Consider the following 23,624-nt stretch of genomic DNA (forward strand, 5'->3'; position numbering starts at 1 on the left):
TTAGTGAGCCGCTAAGGCCCGAGTAATAGCATTGATCAAAATCGGGTCTTCTGGTGTCATATCGGGAGCAAAACGCTCAAGAACCACACCCTCTCGGCTAATCAGGAATTTTTCAAAATTCCATAAAATATCGCCAACCTGCTTTGGTTCACGCCCTTTACTCGCTAAGCGCTGATAGAATTCACTGCCTTCAGGTTTTACAGCAACAGGTTTAGCTGCGATCAATTGCTGGTATAAAGGATGGCGTTGTGAGCCATTGACTTCAATTTTGCTAAACATCGGGAAATCAACACCAAAAGTACCGCGGCAGAATGCCTGAATTTCCTCGTTGCTGCCCGGCTCTTGCCCCGCAAACTCATTACTAGGAAATCCTAATACCTCAAAACCCTGCTGCTGATAAGTTTTGTACAGATTTTCCAAACCTTCATACTGCTTGGTTAAACCGCATTGGGAAGCGACATTGACCACCAGCAAAACCGAACCTTTATACTTTTCCAGCTTAACTGATTGGTTTTCAATTGTTTTTACTGGGATGGAATAAATTGAATCATTCATCAGGAGGAATCCTTATTCAGCGATGATAAACCTACCGGAACATAAGCCCATGTAAGGCTGATCACTTTACACGGTTCACTCGTGTCAGCAACCAGATAAATAATGGCGCGCCTAAGGTTGCCGTTACCACACCAATCGGCAATTCTGCCGAGAATAAGGCGATTCGCGCCACGACATCGGCTAATAACAATATTCCGCCCCCCGCCAAGGCACATCCAGCCAATAACCGGCGCTGATCCGTTAACCCCGTCAGCCGTAAGATATGTGGAATGACCAGGCCAATAAAGCTGATCACTCCCGCCAGGGCAACACTAATACCCACCAGTAGACCAATCGCGAGAACCAATAAGTTCCGCCATAGATGGAGAGAAACCCCCAATTGTCGGGCTTGTTGTTCACCGAGAGACATAAAATTAAGTACATGACCTTGGCAACAGAGCCAAATAACAACAGGTAGCAATGCGAGCACTAGCCCTTGTTGCCGCCAGTCAATACCGCTAAATCCGCCCATCATCCAATACATTAATTGGCGTAAATCCAAGCTGGTGCTGAAATAAACTGCCCACGTCATAATGGCGCTACAAACAATTCCCAAAGCAACCCCAACCAATAACAATCGGGCATTGGTTAATAAGCGTCGGCGGGCAAAAGCCAGCAGAAGCACCGTCATCAATAAGGCTCCCGCAATAGCACAAGCACTTAAAAACCAGATAGGCAGCAACCCATGCCCCAATAAAACAGCCATTACCAGCGCAACACCAGCGCCGTTTGCCACCCCTAATAAGCCCGGTTCTGCTAATGGATTCTCAAACAATGCCTGCATGACGGCGCCAGATACGGCAAGACTCGCCCCTACCATCATCACTGCCAATGCTCGAGGCAAACGTAACTGCCAGACGAATAATTGCCCGGTTTCGCTGAACCACTGAGTGGGCCAAATCCAAATATCACCGACACATAAACTAATGAAAAACGCCAAAAACACTATGACAACCAGCACGTTGAGATAAAGGTGATCACGTTGTTGTTGTCGTTGTTGAAGTGCGGTAAATAACTGACTGGTCTGCATGACATCCTCGGCCATTGCCTCAGGATCTACCTGAAGATATCTGATAAGTATCAGGGGCTATTATTGATTGCTAAGTAATGATAGTAAGAGGTTCAGGGGATAAGAGGAAGTTTTGCATGAAGAAGTTGATTTTTTATTGAGAGAAAACGCCAGCGTTGCCCCTAATATCAGAGGCAACGTGAGCGCTATCTGTTATTTATTATCCGCGATAACCATTACTTTGCGGGGGCTTGACCTGCTGACCGCCATGACGACCATTATTATTCTGACTCCCTGGGCTATTTGACTCTCCCGATTTGCCGGGGTTGCCCACACTATGATTATTACCCAGTTGACCAGGCCCATTATTTTCATTGTGCTGTGATTGATTACCACGAGAATCACGCCCACTGTTCCTTTCACTAGGTTCCGGCCCACGGAATGGATTATGACCATCATGTTCAGAGGGGCGCTGCCAACGCCCACCATCCCAATAATAACCGCGTTCACTACGGTCACCGATATGTCCATCACGGTGCTCGTGCCACCATTGTGGTGGACGCCAATCATAACCATCCCAGTAATAGCCTCGGTTATCTTGGTCACCTAAATGTAAGCTGACTCCGGGTATATTGATGTCCAGCGACACATCAGCCTGCGCGATCAATGGCATTAATGATAGGATGCCTAGTAACAGCAGATATCTTTTCATATTAATCCGAATGTATTATTTAACATTGATAATTTTATATCAGTGAAAATAATGTCTATCTATCGGATAACTTCCCATTTTCAATTTCATTGCATATTGCTAACGGAATCCATACACTCATTTCAGATTATCTATTTTAATCTACTACTATTCTCGGCATCATTTAACATGCCGTTTATAGTTACTGGTTTGATATTTAATCATCATTGTAAATATTTTCAATCACCAGTTTAAATAGTGGCTATTTTGCTATTTACACATTGTAAATCTAAGCCAAAAGATGTAATTCAGTCGGGCTGGTAGCAACGGTGTTGGCAACTATCCAGAATAATCCTGTGTGTGCCATGAACTGACTGAATATAAAATATTAATGAAAAGCCTTGGGAGACTTTTCATTAATAAGCATCTGCAAAAACGTTAATTACCACATCAAATCATCTGGTACTTTAAAGTCAGCATACGGATCTTCTCCATCTTGCTCTTCCTGACTCAGCGCACTATTTAATACAATACTGCTCGCATCTCGCTGCGCAATTTTATCGGCTACGCTCGCAGGGATAATAGCGTATTCACTCTCTCCACTGTTATCAACAACCAAACGAGCAATGGCGAGACGGCCACTAATCAACTGAGTTTGAGTAAGCTTATCCACAACTATTTTTTTAATTAAATTATTATCTGTGAAGTTAAAACCAATATTGCCTTTTGAAAGACTGATTTTGTTCATTTCAATCAACTGCTTCACTTGAGCTTTATATTCTTTAGATAAAGCAGCTTGTTTTTGTTGTTCGCTTAGCTGTTTATCGCGCTCCAGTTGTGCTTTCTTATTTTCTTCCACAATCTCTCTTGCCTCACGCGCTTGAACTCGTGATTTTTTAGCCGTCCTTTGGACTTTAGCCATTTTTTTGCTGGTTACTAATCCAGCCTTTAACATCTGTTCTTGTAAGGTTAGTTTTGTCATCTTCGCTTCTAAACCAGTTGAATAATTTGTGGGATTATACCTGTAATTTTTGAGTCTGTACCAGGTTGCTAGACCTGATCACTGTGTCGCCTGAGTTTAAGGGGCTATAAAGGCTGGGGTTTTGCAGTGTCAGAATGTTGCTGTCGTTCATCCAATGTCATTTCAAATCAACTTTATTGGTTTTTGAGCTTCTACCTCAATTAAAGCAGACACTCGCATTAGGGAAGATAGCCCTAATTTGCGATTAGGATGTGGCTATTTTTAAAAAGTTAATGAATTTCAATAATTTACTGATAAGAAAAAGGCCGCTTGCGCGGCCTTTTGTTTCGGGAAAAAAATTCACTCTTTCGGAGTGGCACTCTCTACCCGGCTTTTTAACTTTTGCCCTGGACGGAAAGTCACCACACGGCGCGCCGTAATAGGGATATCCTCACCCGTCTTCGGATTACGGCCCGGACGTTGGTTCTTGTCTCGCAGATCAAAATTGCCAAAGCCAGACAGTTTGACCTGTTCGCCATTCTCAAGAGCACGACGTACTTCTTCAAAGAATAACTCAACTAGATCTTTTGCATCACGTTTGCTAAGCCCTAGCTTCTCAAACAGATGTTCTGACATTTCAGCTTTAGTAAGCGCCATAGGTTCAATCCCTCAAGGATGCTTGGAATCGCTGTTTTAACGCCTCTACACATCTTGCGACAGTAGCGGCGATCTCCTCTTCTTCCAGTGTACGGGCGGTATCCTGCAACACCAGACTAATAGCCAGACTCTTATAACCTTCTGCTACGCCCTTGCCACGGTACACATCAAACAAGTTTACGCCAACTACCTGATTTGCGCCAACTTTCTTACACTCCGCCAAAATATCTTCTGCGGGAACGTTTTCAGCCACGACAACAGCGATATCACGACGGTTTGCTGGGAAGCGCGAAATCTCGCTGGCGTGAGGCACAGCGCGGTCTGCAAGCTTGTTCCACTGCACTTCAAACACCACAGTGCGGCCATTTAAATCCAGCTTACGTTCCAGTTCAGGATGAACTACACCAATGAAACCAATGTGTTCCCCTGATAAATAAATTGCAGCGCTCTGCCCTGGATGCAGTGCAGAATGCGTTTCGGCACGGAACTGAACATCCGATAATTTGCCAGTAAGTTCCAGAATTGCTTCCAAATCGCCCTTCAAATCATAGAAGTCGATTGGCTGACGTGCCAAATCCCAGTGTTCATCATAACGGTGACCGGTAATGACAGCAGCCAGCATTACCTCCTGCCGAACACCAAGATCTGCTTTACTATCAGGCACAAAGCGCAAACCGCTTTCAAATAAACGCAAACGAGATTGCTGGCGATTCTGGTTATATACCACCGCTGACAGTAAACCTGTCAACAATGACAACCGCATTGCAGACATCTCAATGGATATTGGGCTGGGTAAGATGAGTGCATCTTGCTGTGGGTGCAGCAATGCCTGTATTTTGGGGTCAACAAAACTGTAAGTAATTGCTTCTTGATAGCCGCGATCGACTAAAGCGGTCTTAACTCGCTTCAGTGACAAGTTGGCTTCGCGGTGTTTCGTCATCACCAAATCAGCCTTAATAGGCACGTCTGGAATATTGTTATACCCGTAGATACGCGCAACTTCTTCCACTAAATCTTCTTCGATTTCCATATCGAAACGCCAGCTTGGTGCGACTGCCTGCCAGTCAGAACCTACTTCAGTCACCTGACAGCCGAGACGGCGCAGAATATCGCTGACCTGTTCAGAAGGCACATGGTGACCAATCAGGCGATCCAGTTTCTCGCGGCGCAAGGTGATAGTGGCGCGTTTGGGTAATTCTGCCGGAGCAGTCACATCAATCACCGGGCCTGCTTCACCACCGCAGATATCAATCAGCAGCCGTGTAGCTCGTTCAATCGCTTTATGTTGCAGCGCCGGATCCACACCACGCTCATAACGATGAGAAGCATCTGTGTGTAAACCATGACGACGCGCGCGACCCGTAATTGAAAGTGGGTTGAAAAAAGCAGATTCCAACAGCACGTTGCGCGTTTCTTCATTAACCCCTGAATGCTCTCCGCCAAAAATGCCCGCCATCGCCAACGGCTTCTGTTGATCAGCAATAACCAGAGTGTCTGCATTCAGTTTGACTGCGGTGCCATCTAATAAGGTTAATTCTTCACCTTCAGCCGCCAGGCGAACAATAATCTCAGCGTCGATACGGTCTAAGTCAAACGCATGCATCGGTTGGCCTAACTCTAACAAGACAAAGTTAGTAATATCGACAACAGGATCAATTGAACGAATACCGCAGCGGCGTAATTTCTCGCGCATCCACAATGGGGTGGCGGCCTTAATATTTATGCCTTTCACCACGCGGCCCAAATAGCGTGGGCAAGCTTGTGGGGCATCAACGCGGATCGGGAAGCTGTCATTAATAGACGGCGCAACCGGGCTGATATCTGGCTCAGTGAGTGACAATTGATTCAACACCGCCACATCACGTGCTACACCGATAATACCCAGGCAATCTGCACGGTTAGGTGTGACACTGATTTCGATAGTTTTATCATCAAGTTTCAGATATTCACGCAGGTCAACGCCAATCGGTGCATCAGCAGGTAGCTCAATAATACCGTCATGATCTTCTGAAATAGCCAGTTCAGAGAAAGAGCACAACATACCTTCAGATGGCTCACCGCGTAATTTAGCCGCTTTAATCTTAAAATCACCCGGCAGTACAGCACCGACCGTTGCAACCGCAACTTTCAAACCCTGCCGGCAGTTAGGTGCACCACAAACGATGTCCAACAAGCGCTCACCGCCAACATCAATTTTGGTTACACGTAATTTATCTGCATTTGGATGCTGACCGCATTCCACAACGTGGCCGATAACAACACCATTGAATTCGCCTGCTACCGCATCTACGCCATCAACTTCCAAACCTGCCATGGTAATTTGATGGGCTAAATCATCACTGCTAATGGCTGGGTTTACCCATTCGCGTAACCAAAGTTCACTGAATTTCATGAGATATTCCCGCCTTACTTAAACTGTTTGAGGAAACGTAGATCATTTTCGAAGAATGCCCGCAAATCGGTGACACCGTAACGCAGCATCGTTAAGCGCTCCATTCCCATGCCAAATGCAAAGCCCGAATAAATTTCAGGATCAATACCTACGTTTCGTAATACATTGGGATGCACCATGCCGCAGCCCAATACTTCGAGCCATTTACCATTTTTCCCCATAACATCGACCTCAGCAGAAGGTTCAGTAAACGGGAAATAAGAGGGACGGAAGCGAATTTGCAAATCTTCTTCGAAGAAATTACGCAGGAAATCGTGCAGAGTGCCTTTCAGATTGGTGAAGCTGATATCACGGTCAACAATCAACCCTTCCATTTGATGGAACATCGGCGTGTGTGTTTGGTCGTAATCATTACGATAAACACGACCAGGCACGATAATCCGAATCGGGGGTTGCTGGCCTTGCATGGTACGAATCTGCACACCTGACGTCTGCGTGCGCAGCAATCGAGTGGCATCGAACCAAAACGTATCATGATCAGCACGAGCTGGGTGATGAGCCGGAATATTCAATGCATCGAAGTTATGATAGTCATCTTCGATTTCTGGGCCAGACTCTACAGAAAAACCCAACTCACCAAAGAAAGTTTCAATACGATCAATAGTACGAGTCACCGGATGCAACCCACCATTTTCCATACGACGCCCCGGTAAGGAGACATCAATGGTTTCGGCCGCCAATCGGGCATTCAGAACCGCTGATTCCAGCTTCTCCTTGCGAGCATTAAGCGCTTCTTGTACTTCTTGTTTAGCCTGATTAATGACGGCACCTGCTGCTGGACGTTCTTCAGCTGGTAGCTCGCGCAGCGATGTCATTTGAAGGGTCAAATGGCCTTTCTTGCCTAAATATTCGACGCGCACCAAATCCAACGCGGCAACATCCTGGGCATCTTCTACGGCTGCTTTAGCTTTGGCAACCAGCTCTGCGAGATGTGGCATTGTTTTCTCTTCCTCTGGCCGTATGGCCCGCTTGTAGTTATATCCTTTGTTCTTGAAGCTGCTGGGGTGTTAGCTACGCTCACTCACCCGAATCACTTACTTGTGTAAGCTCATCGGGATTCACTCGCTTGCTGCCTACCAGCAACGCCAATAACCTTGGCTATAGGTAATGAGTTAAAATCCGATAATTAAAATAAATTTTCACACAAAATCAGTAAGGTATCCCATCAGTGACACCTTTACTCACGTCACCATAAGTGCTGTAGAGTAAAAAAACAAAAAAGCCTCCACGATGGGAGGCTTCGGCGCTATTTTTCGTTTCTATTCTTACGCGCAAGCCTCCTGAAATCAGGCGCTAAAGTAAAAAAAGAAGCGAAAAGTAACAGCATGCATCATAACGATGACCTTCTTACTAATAAGCTAAAGATTAAAAGAGGGAGACCAGCTCCCTCTTCAATTCTGACTTACGCCAGAGCTACTTTCGCTTTTTCGACCAGTGCAGAGAATGCCACTTTATCGAATACTGCGATGTCAGCCAGGATCTTACGGTCGATTTCAACAGAAGCCTTTTTCAGACCATTGATGAAACGGCTGTAAGACAGACCATTCTGACGTGCAGCTGCGTTGATACGTGCAATCCACAATTGACGGAATTGACGCTTCCGTTGACGGCGGTCACGGTAGGCGTATTGGCCTGCCTTGATTACTGCCTGGAAAGCAACACGATAAACGCGCGAACGGGCACCGTAGTAACCTTTCGCCTGCTTTAAGATTTTTTTGTGACGTGCACGAGCTACCACACCACGTTTTACGCGAGCCATTTACTTCTCCTATCGTCTTAATTCAAACCAAAATTACTTATGCGTATGGCAGACATGCTACGACCAAACCTAGATCGTTCTTAGATACCATGCCTTTTGGACGTAAATGACGTTTACGCTTAGTAGCTTTTTTGGTCAAAATATGACGCAGGTTGGCATGCTTACGCTTAAAACCACCGGCACCGGTTTTTTTGAAGCGCTTAGCGGCGCCGCGTACTGTCTTAATTTTTGGCATTGAATATATCCACTTCGCATTGTTAATTACAACGAGCTAGCTAGGCGAACAGACCTCTTGCTATGCAAGCATAGAGAAGCCTGTTACTTGAGTGCCTTACTGTCTCTTCTTAGGTGCGAGCACCATGATCATCTGACGACCTTCGATACGAGTCGGGAAGGACTCCACGACGGCCAAATCAGAATCTTCAGTCAGATCTTTTTTGACACGGTTAAGGACTTCCATGCCGATCTGTTGGTGCGCCATCTCACGTCCACGGAATCGCAGAGTGATTTTGGCTTTATCGCCATCTTCCAGAAAGCGAATCAGGTTGCGTAGTTTGACCTGATAGTCGCCATCATCGGTACCAGGACGGAATTTAATTTCCTTGACCTGAATGACTTTTTGCTTTTTCTTCTGTTCTTTTGTCGACTTGCTCTTCTCATAGAGGAATTTGCCGTAATCCATGATACGGCAAACCGGCGGCTCGGCATTCGGACTGATTTCTACTAAATCAACACCGGCTTCCTCGGCTTTTTCAAGAGCTTCATTCAGACTGACAATGCCAATCTGCTCACCATCGACGCCTGTTAAGCGAACTTCTGTGGCGCGAATCTCTTTGTTGATGCGATTAGGACGCGCCGGTTGAACTCGTTTTCCGCCTTTAATACTTTATTCCTCCAGTTGATGAAGACTACGGCTGCGAATTTCTGCTAGCAGCTGGTCTACGACCACGTTGACGTCTAAGCTTCCTAAGTCTTTACCACGGCGGGTACGAACGGCAATTTTGCCTGATTCGACCTCTTTATCGCCACAGACCAACATATATGGAACCCGACGCAACGTATGTTCACGAATTTTAAAGCCAATCTTCTCATTTCTCAAGTCCGCTTTTGCCCGAATCCCTGCATCTTGCAGTTTTTTGGTCACTTGTTGGACATAATCAGACTGACTATCGGTGATATTCATCACCACGACTTGTACCGGTGCTAACCAAGTTGGGAAGAAGCCTGCATATTCTTCGGTAAGAATACCGATGAAGCGCTCCATTGACCCCAAAATAGCACGGTGAATCATTACTGGCACCTGGCGATCGTTATTTTCGCCGATGTAAGACGCACTTAAGCGGCCCGGTAATGAGAAATCGAGCTGTACGGTACCACACTGCCACGCACGATCCAAACAATCATGCAAGGTAAATTCAATTTTCGGACCGTAGAAGGCACCTTCACCCGGCTGATAATCAAACGGAATACCGTTTTCGGTCAGCGCAGCGGCTAAATCGTCTTCAGCACGAGTCCATAAGTCATCGCTACCGATACGTTTTTCAGGGCGCGTAGATAGCTTGACCACAATCTTTTCGAAGCCAAAGGTGCTGTACATGTCGTACACCATCTTGATACAGCTGTTCACTTCATCGCGAACCTGCTCTTCAGTACAGAAGATGTGGGCGTCGTCCTGAGTAAAGCCACGCACACGCATTAAGCCGTGCAATGCGCCTGATGGTTCATTACGATGGCAGCTACCGAACTCAGCCATACGCAGTGGCAGGTCACGGTATGACTTCAACCCTTGGTTGAAGATCTGCACATGCCCTGGGCAGTTCATTGGCTTGATGCAGTACTCGCGGTTTTCTGACGACGTGGTGAACATATGCTCAGCATAGTTCTCCCAATGCCCTGTTTTTTCCCACAGAACACGGTCCATCATAAATGGCCCTTTCACTTCCTGGTACTGGTACTCTTTGAGCTTCATGCGCACAAAAGTTTCCAGCTCACGGAAGATTGTCCAGCCATCATTGTGCCAGAACACCATACCGGGCGCTTCTTCCTGCATGTGGTAAAGGTCCAATTGCTTACCAATCTTACGATGGTCGCGTTTGGCGGCTTCTTCCAGACGTTGCAGATAAGCATTCAGTTGCTTTTTATCACCCCAAGCCGTGCCGTAAATACGTTGCAGCATTTTATTTTTGCTGTCGCCACGCCAATAGGCCCCAGAGGTTTTCTGCAATTTAAAATGATGGCAGAAACGCATATTGGGAACGTGTGGGCCACGGCACATATCAACGTATTCTTCATGGTGATATAAACCAGGGCGATCATCGCGGCTGATATTCTCGTCAAGAATAGCCACTTTATAATCTTCACCACGAGCAGCAAAAGTATCACGGGCTTCTTGCCAACTGACCTTTTTCTTGATCACGTCGTAATCTTTATCGGCAAGTTCATGCATCCGCTTTTCCAGCAGCTCAAGATCTTCCTGCGTCAGAGTACGGTCGATATCAACATCGTAATAGAAACCGTTGTCGATAACTGGGCCGATAGCCATCTTGGTATCTGGCCAAAGTTGCTTAATAGCGTGCCCCAGTAAGTGCGCACATGAATGGCGAAGAATTTCCAAGCCTTCAGCATCTTTGGTGGTGATAATGGCCAGTTGTGCATCAGATTCGATCAGGTCACCGGCATCCACTAGTTCACCATTGACGCGGCCAGCAATACAGGCTTTTGCCAAACCGGGGCCGATATCTAAGGCAACATCAAGGACAGAAACGGCGTGATCATATTGACGCTGACTGCCGTCAGGAAGGGTAATAACAGGCATTCTAATTCCTTATCTACAGTGGTGACCCACACGACAGATCACATGCAAAATTCTAATACTATTTAAAATCAATATGTTATAAACGCTATCCGGCTTTACTTTGCCTGATATGTACACTCATATGTACACAACTCGTTTTGCACATATAGTGTGACGCTATAACGGACAAGTCATACTAACATTCTCATTATTGGTTTATCTACTTAGAATGTTTTCTTTATTAAGCATCCCTGCCCTTCCGTTACATACACGGTCTATCGTCAAACACATCTGTCCTAGTATCGTTAATCGACCAGGTTACAACGCCCTCGACTGCAACCTCAGTATCCTCAATATTATAGTGATGTGATGGACGCCCCTTCCTAAGGTAGTCAGTGCCATACTTTTACTGACTGAATTAATCTGGGAGTAACACCACATGAACACAATCAGAGTTGTTGGTATCGATATTGCCAAATCTGTTTTTCAGGTATGTGTTTGGATGGTTGATGGTTCCGTTGCCTGGAACAGAAAAATATCACGTCAGAAATTGCTGGATACGCTTCGCCAGTTTGAGCCGGGTACTTTAATCGCGATGGAGGCTTGTTCAACCTCTCATTTCTGGGGGCGAACCCTCAGTTCTATGGGGTATAGCGTAAGGCTTATACCCGCACAGCACGTGAAAGCATTTGTCAGAAGCCAGAAGAACGATGCAAACGATGCTCTGGCAATTTGTGAAACAGCATGCCGCCCTGGTATCCACTTTGTTCCGGTTAAAACCACGGAACAGCAGGATATCAAAGCACTGCGGAATACCCGTCAACTGATGGTTGAGCAGAGAACCGCGCTGGCTAACCAGCTTCGTTCTTTGCTCGCTGAAAACGGCCTCATTCTTCCCGTTGGGATCCAGCGTCTCCAGCAGCAGCTACCTGAACTTATTGAAGATGCATCTAACAATTTAACTTTCACACTTCGCCGATTGCTTTCTTTATTGCGGGAAGATATGCAGGCGCTCAATGAACGCGTTACCTATCTGGATAAAGAAATGGCTGCATTGTCTTCACAACAAACAGCATATCGCCATTTATTAACAGTCCCTGGTGTTGGCCCGCTTATCGCTGCAGCATTTATCAGTGAAGTTGATGCAGTACAATTCTCCAACGGCAGAGAATTATCCGCATGGTGCGGCCTGGTTCCCCGGCAGCACAGTTCAGGAGGAAAACAAAGGTTGTCTTCTGTGACCAAAAACGGCAATCGCAGCCTGAGAACATTAGTCATCCATGGCGCGCGCTCAGTGATGCGCTGCGTGAAAAAACGTGATGACAACCTAGGTCTTTGGCTGAAGAGGCTCGAGGCAAGGCGAGGGTTTCTGAAAACCACCGTAGCTTTGGCGAATAAACTGACCAGAATCATCTGGCGAATACTGACCGATGGCGTTGATTTTAATATGAGCAAGGCTTTTACTGCGAATTAACTCAATACTCGTTAAAGAAAACATGTCTCTCTGAGTTTGCAGGCACTGATGAGAAAACGGCTACCGTCCCTGTAACAGCCTGAAGTTGACCTGGGTAATAATATACCGGTGTAGTGATAAGGAAACAGGGTTCGGATAACATCATGGCGCAGGTAACTTTACCTACTTATGACGCCGGATATATGGTCGCAAACCGTATCGAACCAGTACTTGTAACATCCGGGGCGTCCATATATGGTCAACTAAAACCGGACACGGATTTAGGCACATTGCTGTAGTCGGCGCTCATATTCATCCGGCGATATATTTCCCAGCCGATAATGCCGCCTTTAAGATGATAAAAACTGTCGATATAATCGATAACATCAGCGATACCCTGACTTCGGGTTTCATAACGACGATAGTTAACCCTCTCAGCTTTCAGGCTGCGGAAAACCTTTCTGTAACAGCATTATCCAAGCAGTTACCTTTTCGGCTCATTCTACCTGTAACATCCAGTTCCTGCTGGCAGGACTGGAACTGAGTTCTGGTATATTGCTCCCCTTGATCGCTATGGAACACCACTGACCCTGTGGGTCGTCGTTTATTGACTGCCAGCCTTAAGGCCCGGACAGTCAAGTCGCTGTCCGGTTGTCTGAGAAAGCCTAACTCACTATTTTTCTTGATAAGTCCATCACGATAGCCAGATATAACCAACCCTGAGTGGTACGCAGATAGGTAATATCACCTGACCATCAGGTATTCAATGTCTCTGGATTAAACTGCCGGTTCAACAGATTAGCGGCCACGACCGCGGGTTTTCCGCAGCGTGGATAACTTCAGTCCTTATGATGTGTTACCGAGTAAAAGCACATCACTGGTAAGCTTTACACACAACGGATTGAACGTAAAAACCTGAACCTTCGCAACCGATTAAGACGTCTAAATAGAAAAACTCTCGGGTACTCAAAATCAGTGGAGATGCATGATAAGATAATCGGTACATTCTAGAACATAAACATTATTTGCAATAACATGATCTACACAGTAAATACGTGACCCGATATTTCCTGATATTTTTAAAAACATCGAATTCCTGCATTCTATATATAGGAAATTTCCTACAACTAAATTTCTTGTTTCTTATTTCAATTAAACTATAAACTTATTATAATGTTAATAAGTTGTTTACCCGCGGGCCTTTTATAGGCAATTAATTTGAATGATAAGCTTTATTTAACAGTAAAGCTTCTTAATATATTTCAAGGTTTAAATATTATATTTATATAGAGTTAAGAAAACAAAAAGTAATATGATTTTTATTACTCCGCGCCTGAGTGTAATTGCATTAATATTCGGTCAATTATTTGGTGGTGTAAATGCCCAGCCCATTGTATTAAACGGAACCACAGTTATCCTAGATAATCCAATAGTAATTGACACTGGGTCAGTGGCGGGGAGTGCTGGCTACGCTATTAGTGTTTCCAATGCTGGTAAATTAATTGTAAATAATAGTGTTGAATTATTTACATCGGGTAATCTCGCGCATGGTATTTCCTTAAATAATAATGCCACTGCTGATTTGGCACAAGGCGGCGCTATAATAATTAAGGGTACAGGCTATGGCGTATACAGTGACAGTGGTGCTTCTATTAACTCAAATGGGCCACTATCTATCACCACTAATGGCCGCACTACTTATGCGCTCTATGCACGAGATAATGGGGGAATAAATTTAACGCAGGGTGATATATTAACTAATGGCATTAATGGTACGGGTGTTGGGGCGCTTAGTGGTGGTCAAGTTGCTCTCAATAATACTGATATTACCACTACGAATAATAGTTCCCGAGCGGTGTTAAGTACTGGACAGAATAGTCTGGTACAAATTGATAATGCAAATATTAGTACGCAAGGTGGATATACTACCGCTTACACTTGGGGTTCTAGAGGTATCAGTGCTGAAAACAGCGGCAGTATAAAATTAAGTAACAGTAAAGTCAGCACCGTCAGCCAGAGAGGTTTCGCTGTTTATGCGACAAATGGCGGTACTGTGGAACTAAATAATACCGCTATTGATACCCAGGGGGTATCTGGGCATGGGGTAAGTGCAAGCGGGGTCGACTCCATCGTTAATTCAGCGGGTGATCTAACGATTGATACATTTGGTAACTCTGCCCATGCAGCATCAGCCACTCTAGCAGGAGCGGTCAACCTTGGAAGTGGCGCGCGGATCAACACTAGTGGTAATACCTCAAACGGCATTAATATTATCAGTGGTGGTGGTCTTATTACTGGAGATGCTGTCACTTTGACTACCGAGGGTTTGGCTGCCAATGGTATTTATGTTGATACTATGGGGGCCGCTGCGGGGGAGGTGGCCGAAGTGATATTAACTGGGAATTCAAACCTACATACCACTGGTGAAACTTCGGATGGCATATGGAGTGCAGGAAAGCTAACCAGTATTGATATTGAAAATGTCAATATCAATACTGGTGGAAATATTTCTTATGGCATTAATGCTCAACGTGATTCTAAAGTCAAAGTTACACGAGCTGTATTGTCAACTTCAGGTGATTGGTCTTACGGAGCTGTTGCAAACCTAGGCGGGCAAATAAGTCTAGGTGCCGGGAGTTTGATTAATACACTGGGAGAGTATGCGCATGGTCTATGGGCTGCAGATGAAAAAACACAAATTAATGCAAGCGATACTTCCATTGTTGCTTATGGTTTAGGTGCTGATTCTGTCGTAGCAACAAGCCTAGGAACTGTAATATTAAGCCAACGCTCTGGTCAGTTAGTGAGTAACCATGGGACAAACTTCAGTGCTAGCGGTGGAACGATCAATGCAACTCTGGATGGAAGCGAGGTACGCAACAGTGGTTTGCTGATTAGCGCTCTTTCTGATGTTAATGGGCATCAAAGCGATATTTCCTTACAGACCAGTAATTTATCTATGCAAGGCGACATTCTGGCTGACACAATCAGTATTGCTGATCTTTCTATGTACAACACACAGTGGACTGGCGCTGCGACCAACGGCGGGAAAATTGAGATTGATGGACTCAGCCGTTGGGATTTGACACGTAATTCTGATGTTGCAAGTATTACTAACTCCGGTTTAATTAATTTCATGAATCCTGTTCCAGGTGATGTTCTTGTCATACATGGTGACTATGTAGGTAATAATGGCACTTTGCACTTCAATACTCAGTTAGGGGATGATACTTCCTCCACAGATAAAATAGTCATTGAAGGGAATACTTCTGGTATCACTAATGTGAGTGTTAGCAATGCTGGCGGTCAGGGAGACAAAACTCTTAATGGAATTGAGCTGATTCAAGTGAACGGTCAGTCAGACGGTGATTTCGTGCAACGTGGACGTATTGTCGCGGGTGCTTATGACTACAGTTTGGCGCGTGGTGTCGGTGCGAATGCCGTCAACTGGTATCTGAGCAGCGCAGCGGTACCAGTTGACCCGGCGGCCCCAGTTGACCCGGCGGCCCCAGTTGACCCGGCAGCCCCAGTTGACCCGGCGACCCCAGTTGACCCGGCGACCCCAGTTGACCCGGCGACCCCAGTTGACCCGGCGACCCCAGTTGATCCGGCAGCCCCAGTTGACCCGGCAGCCCCAGTTAACCCGGCAGCCCCAGGTGACCCAGGTGAGCGAGTTGACTCAGTTAACCCATCACCATTGACCGTGCGCCCCGAGGCTGGTAGTTATATGGCCAACTTAGCTGCCTCGAACAATATGTTTGTAACACGCTTGCATGATCGTTTAGGCGAAACTCAATATATTGATGCGTTGACTGGCGAACACAAAGTGACCAGCATGTGGTTGCGTAATGAAGGTGGCCATACCCGCTCTCGTGATACTTCAGGTCAACTGAATACACAAGCTAACCGCTATGTAATGCAATTAGGTGGAGATATTGCTCAATGGAGCAATAATGAAATGGACCGTTTTCATCTTGGCGTTATGGCTGGTTATGGTAACAGCAAAAGTACCACTGTATCACGCGTATCAGGCTACAATGCCAAAGGGTCAACTTATGGTTATAGCGCGGGCGTATATGGAACCTGGTACGCTAATAAAGAAGATAAAGCTGGGTTATACGTGGACAGTTGGGTGCAATACAATTGGTTCAACAATACTGTGGAAGGTCAGGATCTAGCTGCTGAAGAATACAAATCTAAAGGGATAACAACATCTGTCGAAAGCGGTTATACATTTAAAGTCGGCGAAAATGCTGCTAAGAATGCGACCTACTTTATCCAGCCTAAGTCACAGATAACCTGGATGGGAGTAAAAGCCGATGACCATAAAGAAGCAAACGGTACCAATATATCGGTTGATGGAGATGGAAATATCCAGGTACGTCTGGGAGTGAAAGCCTTTATGAACGGCTATAGTAGCCAAGATAAAGGCAAAGATCGGGTGTTCCAGCCTTTTGTTGAAGCTAATTGGATACACAACACTAAAGATTTTGGTGTCACAATGGATAATGCTACCGTGAAGCAAGATGGGGCTGCAAATATCGGTGAGCTAAAAGCAGGTGTTGAAGGTCAGATTAACAAGAAAGTCAATCTTTGGGGTAATGTAGCTCAACAAATTGGTAGTAAAGGCTACAGTGACACTGCTGTGATATTAGGTATTAAATATAACTTCTAATTAGCATTTGAAATAGCAAATTAGGTTGTCAATAGAGAGTGTTAGAAATTCTGTGTCATTCCAGTAATATGCAATCAAAAAGGAATGACACATGTTCCACCCCTTCGATTTTGACAAAGCCCTTAAAGCACTCCAGTCTGGTCAGGCACTAACGGGGAAAAATGGTATTTTAACATCTTTAATAAAACAGTTAACCGAAGCAGCACTGGCTGCTGAGCTTGACTCTCATCTGGCTCAGGATATGGAAGCCAACCGTAAAAACGGCTCCAGTAAAAAGACCATTAAAGCCGCTACAGGCAACTTCGAACTGGCGACGCCACGTGATCGTAATGGCTCGTTTGAACCCCTGTTAGTGAAAAAGCATCAAACCACACTGTCCTACGAGATCGAACGCAAGATCATTCGTCTGTTTGCACTGGGGATGTCCTCATGTGGCTTATGAAGACATTACTAATTACTAATATCGGGGTGTACTAATCAACGGGGAGCAGGTCAGGTACGCAACTGTGTATACAGTTTACTTTGTGACACAGATCATGCCATAAAGTGAAGTCATATTATCACCACTTAATGCAATGGCAATAAAACCTAGCGAATAATCTATTAATACGGCAACCAAACAGTGATAATGATCACCGACAAAGTTATCATGCTTAAACTGCTCTACGATCAGCATAATATCAACACCATATAACTGAGGGTCTACTATTGCAGCGACACCCTGTTACATCCTCCAGAATTTTGTCGATTGGTTATGATCCTGAAAATCGCATGCTGGAGATACAGTTCAGAGAACAAGGGATTTATCAGTATCTTGGCGTCCCTGAGCGTGTTCACCAGAATTTTATGTCGGCCGTTTCGAAAGGTCGTTTTTTTGATGGCGTAATAAAAGGCAAATTTTTATGCCGGAAAATTGGCTAGGCAAAAAATAATCAAATAAAAACAAATCATTACACCACATTGAAACGGTTACTTCTATGATAAGCATTTGCAAAGAAGCCTACCGTTTCAGTATCTTAGCCGCTCACGCCCTCAAATTCTTATCCCATGAAGTGACGCCATAAATAAGAAATTGGCACGACAAACAATAATGCTGGTAGAAAATTCACCACAGCAAATATTTTAATTTGAGCAATTCGCAATCCAACTGCAATCATAATAATCCCACCACAGGCGGAAAAATCGGCAAAAGCGATGTCATCCATGTACGGCATAATAAGTTTTGCCAGAAAAACCAATGCGATTTGAATGAGCAATTGAGGAATCGCAATGGCTACCAATGCAATACCTAGTGAGATGGAAAATATCAGCGCGGTGAAAAAGTCCATCAGAGCTTTTACGAATAGCAGCTGAAAATCACCGGTAAGACCTTCAGTTAGAGAACCTACAACTCCTAATCCGCTGGCACAAAACAAGACAATCATGGCGGTAAAACTTTGTGCAAACTCCTGTAGCGGTAAGGTACTGCGTGAAGGAATGATGCGGTCTAACTGTAAGTATCCCCTCAAAACGGCCCATTCACTTTTAGAGATCTTCCGACATACTGATTATGTCATCTGAGGAGATCACTATGCGTAAGATCCGATTCACCGAGCACCAGATCATCGCCGTACTGAAATCAGTCGAAGCGGGTAGGACCGTCAAAGATGTGTGCCGTGAGGCTGCTATTTCCGAAGCCAGCTACTACAACTGGAAGGCGAAATATGGCGGAATGGAAGCCGCTGATATCAAAAAAATCAAAGATCTTGAAGACGAGAATCGTCGTCTGAAGCAGATGTTTGCCGATCTGAGTCTGGAATGCCGGGCGCTGAAAGACGTCATCGAAAAAAAGCTTTAAAACCAGCGATAAAGCGTGAGCTCGTCAACTATTTGACCGCGCAGTTTACGATGAGCGTACGCCAGGCATGCAGGACGTTATCGCTGAGCAGGACGGTGTTTCGTTACCAACCGGATACGCGACGTGATGAACCGGTGATCCAAATGCTGACAGAGGTGGCCGAGCGCTATCCCCGCTACGGTTTTAAGAAGCTTTTTCAGGTGCTTCGCAGGCAGGGGCACGTCTGGAATCACAAGCGCGTACACCGGATTTACTGTCTGTTAAAACTGAATTTTCGTCGTAAGGGTAAACAACGCCTGCCGGTGCGCAATCCGGCTCCGCTGGCAACGCCGGAAGCCCTGAACCAAAGTTGGTCGATTGATTTTATGCACGACGCGCTGACATGTGGCCGACGTTTTCGGACCTTCAATGTCGTCGATGATTTTAACCGTGAAGCTCTGGCTATCGAAATTGACCTAAATATCCCGGCACAGCGTGTCGTCCGAGTGCTGGACAGGATAGTAGCAAACCGTGGATATCCGCTGAAGATGCGGATGGATAATGGGCCAGAACTGATATCACTGGCTCTGGCGCAATGGGCCGAAGAGCATGGCGTGATGCTGGAATTTATCAAGCCGGGCAAACCGACGCAAAACGCATTTATCGAACGGTTTAACAGGACGTACCGGACAGAAATACTGGATTTTTACCTGTTTAGAACGTTGAACGAAGCACGGGAAATTACGGAACGTTGGCTGAATGAATATAACAGTGAGCGGCCCCATGAATCCCTGAATAACCTGACACCGGAAGAATACCGGCTGATGGCTGAAAACCCGGAAATCTCAAAAAGTGCGTGGAACTAAAGCTGGGATACTTACATAACAAAGCACGAGTTTTATTGGCCCCCCACTTCACACCTTGTTCCAGCGATAGTAGCTCCCCTACTGCTGTCCCAATAATCAGTGCCAAAATGACAGCAGGCATAAAGTGCACTTTTATCACCATCACAATACCAATGGATATCGATGCCAGAGCGAATGTTGCCGGTAATCCCTCTTGGAGCCGTTTGGGCACATGACGGGCAAGCAAGACACCTATGATACCCCCAAGGATTATCCCCGCACTGTTAATAAATGGACCGACCATAGCATGCTCCCAACCGCTAAAATGCGTTCTGATGAGTTAAAGTGTGTCTGTTTTAGAATTGGTATTTCCGCTAATAGCTAAAGACAAACGATTGAATCGCCGACACAATTTTTTTAAATGTTACGTTTGGCGAAGGGAACTGATTTTATCACACATACAACAGGCGTCAGTTGTATAAAGGTGTTTATCCTTACCAACAATGATTTACATTATGATCTATTGCTTTTGAGTAGCACTGGGTGTATTGCTATTTCAACAGGATATGTCCATAATCAATTTCCGTTTCCGTGTAGCAATGGTTACTGGAACGCCGCCCCGATTGTTTACGCAATCGGGGCGTTTTATTTGGCCCAGACCAAGAATTACATGCTTTCTTTCCCCTCTCCTCGTCAATACTCCTCATTGCTTAAAATGGCGGCGTTTCCCTAAATACTGAACAATAAGATATATTCCATCCCTTTTTCTTCCGCATTTTATTGCCTATGATTTGCACACTGGTCAATAAGAGGGAGAAATACGATGAAACAGACTAACGACGTTCTGTCGGGCCTCGAACTTTACTTTCGCCGGACACATCAACAGAACACAGAGAAAACACCTTGGTTTACTCGCTGGTTGTATATTCCGATAGAAGAAAGGATGCAGATACTGGATGATTTACTGAAGCCATACCCTGCTGCTACAGAGTACCAAAAGAAATAAGCTATGCGAGTCGAGAGAGATATTGAGTAAAAAGAGGATAACGGTTGAGATGCACTCACTCTGATGAGTGCATTTTGGCCAGATCGATAGCGGCTTGAATTGCTGAGCGCGCTTGAGGGCTATTTTTCCAACACGTCGATCCCACCATGGCAGCCGCGCTGCTAACAATCTCATTCATATCAGCCTGACCAAGTTGAGTCAGAGAAGTAAAACCGAGCTGCTCCAGACGTGTAATAACAGTCGGCCCAACCCCCTTGACGGCCAACAAAGCGCTGCGTTCATTATCAGTAAATGCCATGCTAGCCTCCGGAGAGATAAGGTGAAAGTTAATAAAAAGGCACGTTATTTAAAGTAAAACCATGCTGTCACAATCAAACCATCCTTTACTTCAAAAACAGCCATACTCTCTATTGGCTCATCACTTAATCCGTAAATTTTTTCCAAATCGAACACTTTATTACCCAATACGCTACGAGAAATTAATTCAGCTCTTAATGCAGGAATATTAAAACGTTGTGTCCGATAAAACTCTGTCAATTGCTGTTTTCCCACCAGCGATGGTGTGGTAGACGGCATTCTGTAAGCAACAAATGAGTCACTAAAATTTGCCACGAAAGCGGCTAGATCATGCTGATTATAAGCATAAAACTGTTTTTCTACCGGTAATAATGCGCTTGACATAAAACCTCAAGATTAATTTAAATGCACAATAAATGAAAATAAATTCACTTTATGCATCTTGTCAAACAAAACCGACTATGGGCTCAGTTAAAAGTGATTAGAGCCGCTTCCTGGACGCATTTTCCGCACTGAAAAACCAGAGCTCGGGCAAACGGTTAGGATAAAAGCGGATTTCGTAAGTATCTTTAAGCGGTGCTAAGCGCCAACGGGGACGGGCTTCACGTTTAGGTTTTAAAAAACGCAAACGACCACGATCACGTGCAGCTTGTGTATCTAACACCCACGCAGCGGAAGCCGATAATGGCTGACGAATATATTCATCTTCAACACTGATATCACAAATACACAAAACCTTATTCCTTGCAAAAATTGATGCTGACATGATTATGCTTTAAATAATTCGAGTTGCAGGAAGGCGGCAATTAAGCGAACTCCCAGGAGCTTACTTATTTTAAGGTCAACAATCAGTAAGTGACTAGGATGACAAATCTGCCGGCAGCAGCTTGAACTATGGTGAGTATATTCTGGATCTGCGGTATTGAGCCAACTGTTGTCAGCCAAAGATTTGATCTACATCACATATCTTCTGGTGCTTGTTATCTCCGTTACACTCATTGCTGGGCGTCGATGCCAATGACGTTGGGCAATAGCATTGGTATCGCGTAGAGTGGCAAGGTAAGTAATCATTGCGTATGCGGGCATATTTGCCTGATGTGCAGCTAATTGCCTAATATGTTTTACTTTCATTGGGTTGGTTTAAAGTTATGTCCGGAGCAAGATGAATGCATAGTATTCTTGAGTTATTTAAAGCCATTGGCCTGGGGTTAGTTCTCCTGCTGCCATTGGCAAACCCATTGACGACAGTGGCACTATTACTCGGTTTATCCGGCAATATGACCAGCGAAGAGCGTAATCAACAGTCGAAGATGGCATCGATTTATGTCTTCTTTATTATGACTGTTGCTTACTACGCAGGTCAGGTTGTCATGAGTACCTTTGGTATTTCGATTCCTGGATTGCGCATCGCGGGCGGACTGATTGTGGCATTCATTGGTTTTCGTATGCTTTTCCCACAGCAATCCGCAGAAGATACGCAGTTAGAAGCAAAATCACAGGATTTAAAGAAACGAAAATCGATCAATATTGCCTTTGTGCCATTGGCAATGCCCAGTACCGCCGGGCCAGGAACTATCGCCATGATCATCAGCTCAGCAGCCTCGGTAAAAGGTCATGACATGTTCAGCCCATGGGTTGTGACAGTTGCACCCGTGCTGATTTTTCTCAGTGTTTCACTGATTTTATGGGGTTCACTGCTCAGTTCTGGTGCCATTATGCGTTGGGTCGGGAAAGGTGGTATTGAAGCTATTTCACGGCTGATGGGATTCTTACTGGTGTGTATGGGCGTACAGTTTATTATCAACGGTGTGCTGGATATTATTGCCAATTACCACACTGTGGTTGCATAACCTAACAATGACCAAGAAAGAAACGCTAGCCGATGTTTACGCTGATGCATCCATAAACGACATCGGTTAGCGTTTTAATATTATTCTGACATCGCCCGGTAAGCGGTATCGACTTTCCACAAATAACGTGGCGCTTGTGCGGCCGGGTGCTTCTTTTGTATATGCTGATAAAATTCGTTCGGGCTAAGACTATTAATTTTATTCACTGCCAGACGTTTATCAGATGAGAACGTCCGCAGCATAGCACCCGCGCCATTGGCGTAAGAGACGATAGTCGCATAACGCAATGTTTGCGGATCACTGATCCCCGCTAACTGCTGGTTTTGCAAAATATTGATATAAGCCGTCCCAATATCAATATTCTTCACTGGATCTTTTAATTCGCCAGAGCTTGGTTGACCATTACGCCCTTTCATCCGGTAGGCATCACGACCCGCAGTAGAGGCTTTAATTTGCATCAAACCCACAGCATTTGAAGTACTGACCACATTAGGATTATAACCAGACTCCACTTGGATAATGGCTTTAATCAAAGTTTCATCAACACCATAATGGCTGGCGGCTTGTTTAATTACATCGCTATATGCAACTGTACTTGAACCTACGCTGCTTTTTTGTGCATTAAGGAAACCACCTTGGGGCGCGTTCTTCAGCCACCCATTATTTGCTTGCGGTGGCGGGGTTTGTTTGGCGCACCCCGCCAGCAATAAAATTGCCATTAGGCAACCGACTTTTGAATTCACAGTATTCCCCGAGCTAGTAAGC

The 23,624-nt window shown here is 45.2% G+C and carries 24 protein-coding genes, 4 pseudogenes and 1 other annotated feature; of the genes and pseudogenes, 8 read left to right on the forward strand and 20 right to left on the reverse strand.

Translation table 11 applies throughout. From position 1 onward, the window contains the following. The 12 genes from DXZ79_RS11290 to thrS form a co-directional block, all read right to left on the reverse strand. Complete coding sequence (locus DXZ79_RS11290) at window positions 1-555, reverse strand: glutathione peroxidase (protein WP_038632581.1); 555 nt, start codon at window positions 553-555, stop codon at window positions 1-3. A 61-nt stretch (window positions 556-616) separates the two neighbouring features. Beyond that, window positions 617-1,624: a vitamin B12 ABC transporter permease BtuC gene (btuC, locus tag DXZ79_RS11295; RefSeq protein ID WP_038639479.1), complete on the reverse strand. Its 1,008-nt coding sequence runs from the start codon at window positions 1,622-1,624 to the stop codon at window positions 617-619. Window positions 1,625-1,823: 199 nt separating this feature from the next. Then, entirely contained in the window at window positions 1,824-2,315 is a 492-nt protein-coding gene (locus DXZ79_RS11300) for a DUF2502 domain-containing protein (protein ID WP_050291670.1), read from the reverse strand. Window positions 2,316-2,736: 421 nt separating this feature from the next. Next, entirely contained in the window at window positions 2,737-3,276 is a 540-nt protein-coding gene (locus DXZ79_RS11305) for a DUF2058 domain-containing protein (protein ID WP_038632579.1), read from the reverse strand. Window positions 3,277-3,615: 339 nt separating this feature from the next. Then, window positions 3,616-3,912, reverse strand: a complete 297-nt coding sequence (ihfA, locus tag DXZ79_RS11310; RefSeq protein ID WP_002211830.1) for an integration host factor subunit alpha — start codon at window positions 3,910-3,912, stop codon at window positions 3,616-3,618. 4 nt (window positions 3,913-3,916) lie between these two features. Continuing rightward, window positions 3,917-6,304, reverse strand: a complete 2,388-nt coding sequence (gene pheT, locus DXZ79_RS11315) for a phenylalanine--tRNA ligase subunit beta (RefSeq protein WP_050291669.1) — start codon at window positions 6,302-6,304, stop codon at window positions 3,917-3,919. Window positions 6,305-6,318: 14 nt separating this feature from the next. After that, a complete protein-coding gene (gene pheS / locus DXZ79_RS11320; protein ID WP_004393358.1) occupies window positions 6,319-7,302 on the reverse strand; it encodes a phenylalanine--tRNA ligase subunit alpha in 984 nt (327 codons plus the stop codon). 274 nt (window positions 7,303-7,576) lie between these two features. After that, window positions 7,577-7,699 (reverse strand) — a sequence feature (Phe leader region). Further along, window positions 7,651-7,698, reverse strand: a complete 48-nt coding sequence (gene pheM / locus DXZ79_RS21315; protein ID WP_152414234.1) for a pheST operon leader peptide PheM — start codon at window positions 7,696-7,698, stop codon at window positions 7,651-7,653. (Overlaps the previous feature by 48 nt.) 67 nt (window positions 7,700-7,766) lie before the next feature. Then, complete coding sequence (gene rplT / locus DXZ79_RS11330; protein ID WP_004706556.1) at window positions 7,767-8,123, reverse strand: 50S ribosomal protein L20; 357 nt, start codon at window positions 8,121-8,123, stop codon at window positions 7,767-7,769. Window positions 8,124-8,160: 37 nt separating this feature from the next. Beyond that, a complete protein-coding gene (rpmI, locus tag DXZ79_RS11335) occupies window positions 8,161-8,358 on the reverse strand; it encodes a 50S ribosomal protein L35 (RefSeq protein ID WP_004713020.1) in 198 nt (65 codons plus the stop codon). A gap of 96 nt (window positions 8,359-8,454) precedes the next feature. Further along, a complete protein-coding gene (infC, locus tag DXZ79_RS11340) occupies window positions 8,455-9,006 on the reverse strand; it encodes a translation initiation factor IF-3 (protein ID WP_011816226.1) in 552 nt (183 codons plus the stop codon). A gap of 3 nt (window positions 9,007-9,009) precedes the next feature. Then, the gene (gene thrS, locus DXZ79_RS11345) at window positions 9,010-10,938 is read right to left on the reverse strand and encodes a threonine--tRNA ligase (RefSeq protein ID WP_038632573.1); all 1,929 of its coding nucleotides are present in this window, start codon (window positions 10,936-10,938) and stop codon (window positions 9,010-9,012) included. Window positions 10,939-11,356: 418 nt separating this feature from the next. Here thrS and DXZ79_RS11350 point away from each other — a divergent pair, with 418 nt between their 5' ends. Then, window positions 11,357-12,391, forward strand: a complete 1,035-nt coding sequence (locus DXZ79_RS11350) for an IS110 family RNA-guided transposase (protein ID WP_038633883.1) — start codon at window positions 11,357-11,359, stop codon at window positions 12,389-12,391. A gap of 420 nt (window positions 12,392-12,811) precedes the next feature. On the opposite strand, the gene DXZ79_RS21320 is transcribed toward DXZ79_RS11350, so the two are convergent. Then, window positions 12,812-13,087 (reverse strand): DDE-type integrase/transposase/recombinase, encoded by a 276-nt coding sequence (locus DXZ79_RS21320; RefSeq protein WP_120011281.1) that lies wholly within the window; start codon window positions 13,085-13,087, stop codon window positions 12,812-12,814. A gap of 153 nt (window positions 13,088-13,240) precedes the next feature. Here DXZ79_RS21320 and DXZ79_RS11360 point away from each other — a divergent pair. The 3 genes and pseudogenes from DXZ79_RS11360 to DXZ79_RS11370 all read left to right on the forward strand — a co-directional run. Further along, window positions 13,241-13,404, forward strand: a pseudogene (locus tag DXZ79_RS11360) (IS1 family transposase); the annotation flags it as partial. A 278-nt stretch (window positions 13,405-13,682) separates the two neighbouring features. Then, window positions 13,683-17,045, forward strand: coding sequence for an autotransporter outer membrane beta-barrel domain-containing protein (locus DXZ79_RS20955; protein ID WP_244942281.1), 3,363 nt, complete (start codon window positions 13,683-13,685; stop codon window positions 17,043-17,045). A gap of 91 nt (window positions 17,046-17,136) precedes the next feature. Continuing rightward, a pseudogene (locus tag DXZ79_RS11370) lies at window positions 17,137-17,472 on the forward strand (transposase); the annotation flags it as partial. Window positions 17,473-17,562: 90 nt separating this feature from the next. On the opposite strand, the gene DXZ79_RS20680 reads toward DXZ79_RS11370, so the two are convergent. Then, the gene (locus DXZ79_RS20680; RefSeq protein ID WP_162928744.1) at window positions 17,563-17,721 is read right to left on the reverse strand and encodes a hypothetical protein; all 159 of its coding nucleotides are present in this window, start codon (window positions 17,719-17,721) and stop codon (window positions 17,563-17,565) included. 32 nt (window positions 17,722-17,753) lie between these two features. On the opposite strand from DXZ79_RS20680, the gene DXZ79_RS11375 reads away from it, so the two are divergent. Continuing rightward, on the forward strand, window positions 17,754-17,966 hold the full coding sequence (locus tag DXZ79_RS11375) for a KTSC domain-containing protein (RefSeq protein ID WP_038632569.1): 213 nt from the start codon (window positions 17,754-17,756) through the stop codon (window positions 17,964-17,966). A gap of 119 nt (window positions 17,967-18,085) precedes the next feature. On the opposite strand, the pseudogene DXZ79_RS11380 reads toward DXZ79_RS11375, so the two are convergent. Beyond that, window positions 18,086-18,535 (reverse strand): annotated as a pseudogene (locus DXZ79_RS11380) (DUF554 family protein); the annotation flags it as partial. 80 nt (window positions 18,536-18,615) lie between these two features. Between DXZ79_RS11380 and DXZ79_RS11385 the strand changes: the two are divergent. Beyond that, window positions 18,616-19,727 (forward strand): IS3 family transposase gene (locus tag DXZ79_RS11385; RefSeq protein ID WP_120011099.1). Its coding sequence is split into 2 segments (ribosomal slippage): window positions 18,616-18,877 and window positions 18,877-19,727, totalling 1,113 coding nucleotides; the frame shifts between segments, so codons are not numbered across the junction. 16 nt (window positions 19,728-19,743) lie between these two features. Here the strand turns inward: DXZ79_RS11385 and DXZ79_RS11390 are convergent. Continuing rightward, a pseudogene (locus DXZ79_RS11390) lies at window positions 19,744-20,010 on the reverse strand (DUF554 family protein); the annotation flags it as partial. Window positions 20,011-20,529: 519 nt separating this feature from the next. On the opposite strand from DXZ79_RS11390, the gene DXZ79_RS11400 reads away from it, so the two are divergent. Continuing rightward, a complete protein-coding gene (locus DXZ79_RS11400) occupies window positions 20,530-20,712 on the forward strand; it encodes a hypothetical protein (protein ID WP_038632565.1) in 183 nt (60 codons plus the stop codon). A gap of 55 nt (window positions 20,713-20,767) precedes the next feature. Here the strand turns inward: DXZ79_RS11400 and DXZ79_RS11405 are convergent, their stop codons facing one another. The 3 genes from DXZ79_RS11405 to DXZ79_RS11415 all read right to left on the reverse strand — a co-directional run bounded on the left by DXZ79_RS11405 (window position 20,768) and on the right by DXZ79_RS11415 (window position 21,742). Then, complete coding sequence (locus tag DXZ79_RS11405; RefSeq protein WP_038632563.1) at window positions 20,768-21,010, reverse strand: Pathogenicity locus; 243 nt, start codon at window positions 21,008-21,010, stop codon at window positions 20,768-20,770. A 44-nt stretch (window positions 21,011-21,054) separates the two neighbouring features. Beyond that, a complete protein-coding gene (locus tag DXZ79_RS11410; RefSeq protein ID WP_038632561.1) occupies window positions 21,055-21,393 on the reverse strand; it encodes a nuclear transport factor 2 family protein in 339 nt (112 codons plus the stop codon). 97 nt (window positions 21,394-21,490) lie between these two features. Then, window positions 21,491-21,742 carry a hypothetical protein gene (locus tag DXZ79_RS11415; protein ID WP_038632559.1) on the reverse strand — a complete coding sequence of 84 codons (252 nt, stop codon included), beginning with the start codon at window positions 21,740-21,742 and terminating at the stop codon, window positions 21,491-21,493. A gap of 433 nt (window positions 21,743-22,175) precedes the next feature. Between DXZ79_RS11415 and DXZ79_RS11420 the strand changes: the two genes are divergently transcribed. After that, window positions 22,176-22,859, forward strand: coding sequence for a MarC family NAAT transporter (locus tag DXZ79_RS11420; protein ID WP_038632557.1), 684 nt, complete (start codon window positions 22,176-22,178; stop codon window positions 22,857-22,859). An 80-nt stretch (window positions 22,860-22,939) separates the two neighbouring features. Here the strand turns inward: DXZ79_RS11420 and DXZ79_RS11425 are convergent, their stop codons facing one another. Further along, on the reverse strand, window positions 22,940-23,602 hold the full coding sequence (locus DXZ79_RS11425) for a transglycosylase SLT domain-containing protein (RefSeq protein ID WP_038632555.1): 663 nt from the start codon (window positions 23,600-23,602) through the stop codon (window positions 22,940-22,942). Between the last annotated feature and the right edge of the window lie 22 nt (window positions 23,603-23,624).

Source organism: Yersinia rochesterensis (genome assembly GCF_003600645.1).
Classification (GTDB): domain Bacteria; phylum Pseudomonadota; class Gammaproteobacteria; order Enterobacterales; family Enterobacteriaceae; genus Yersinia; species Yersinia rochesterensis.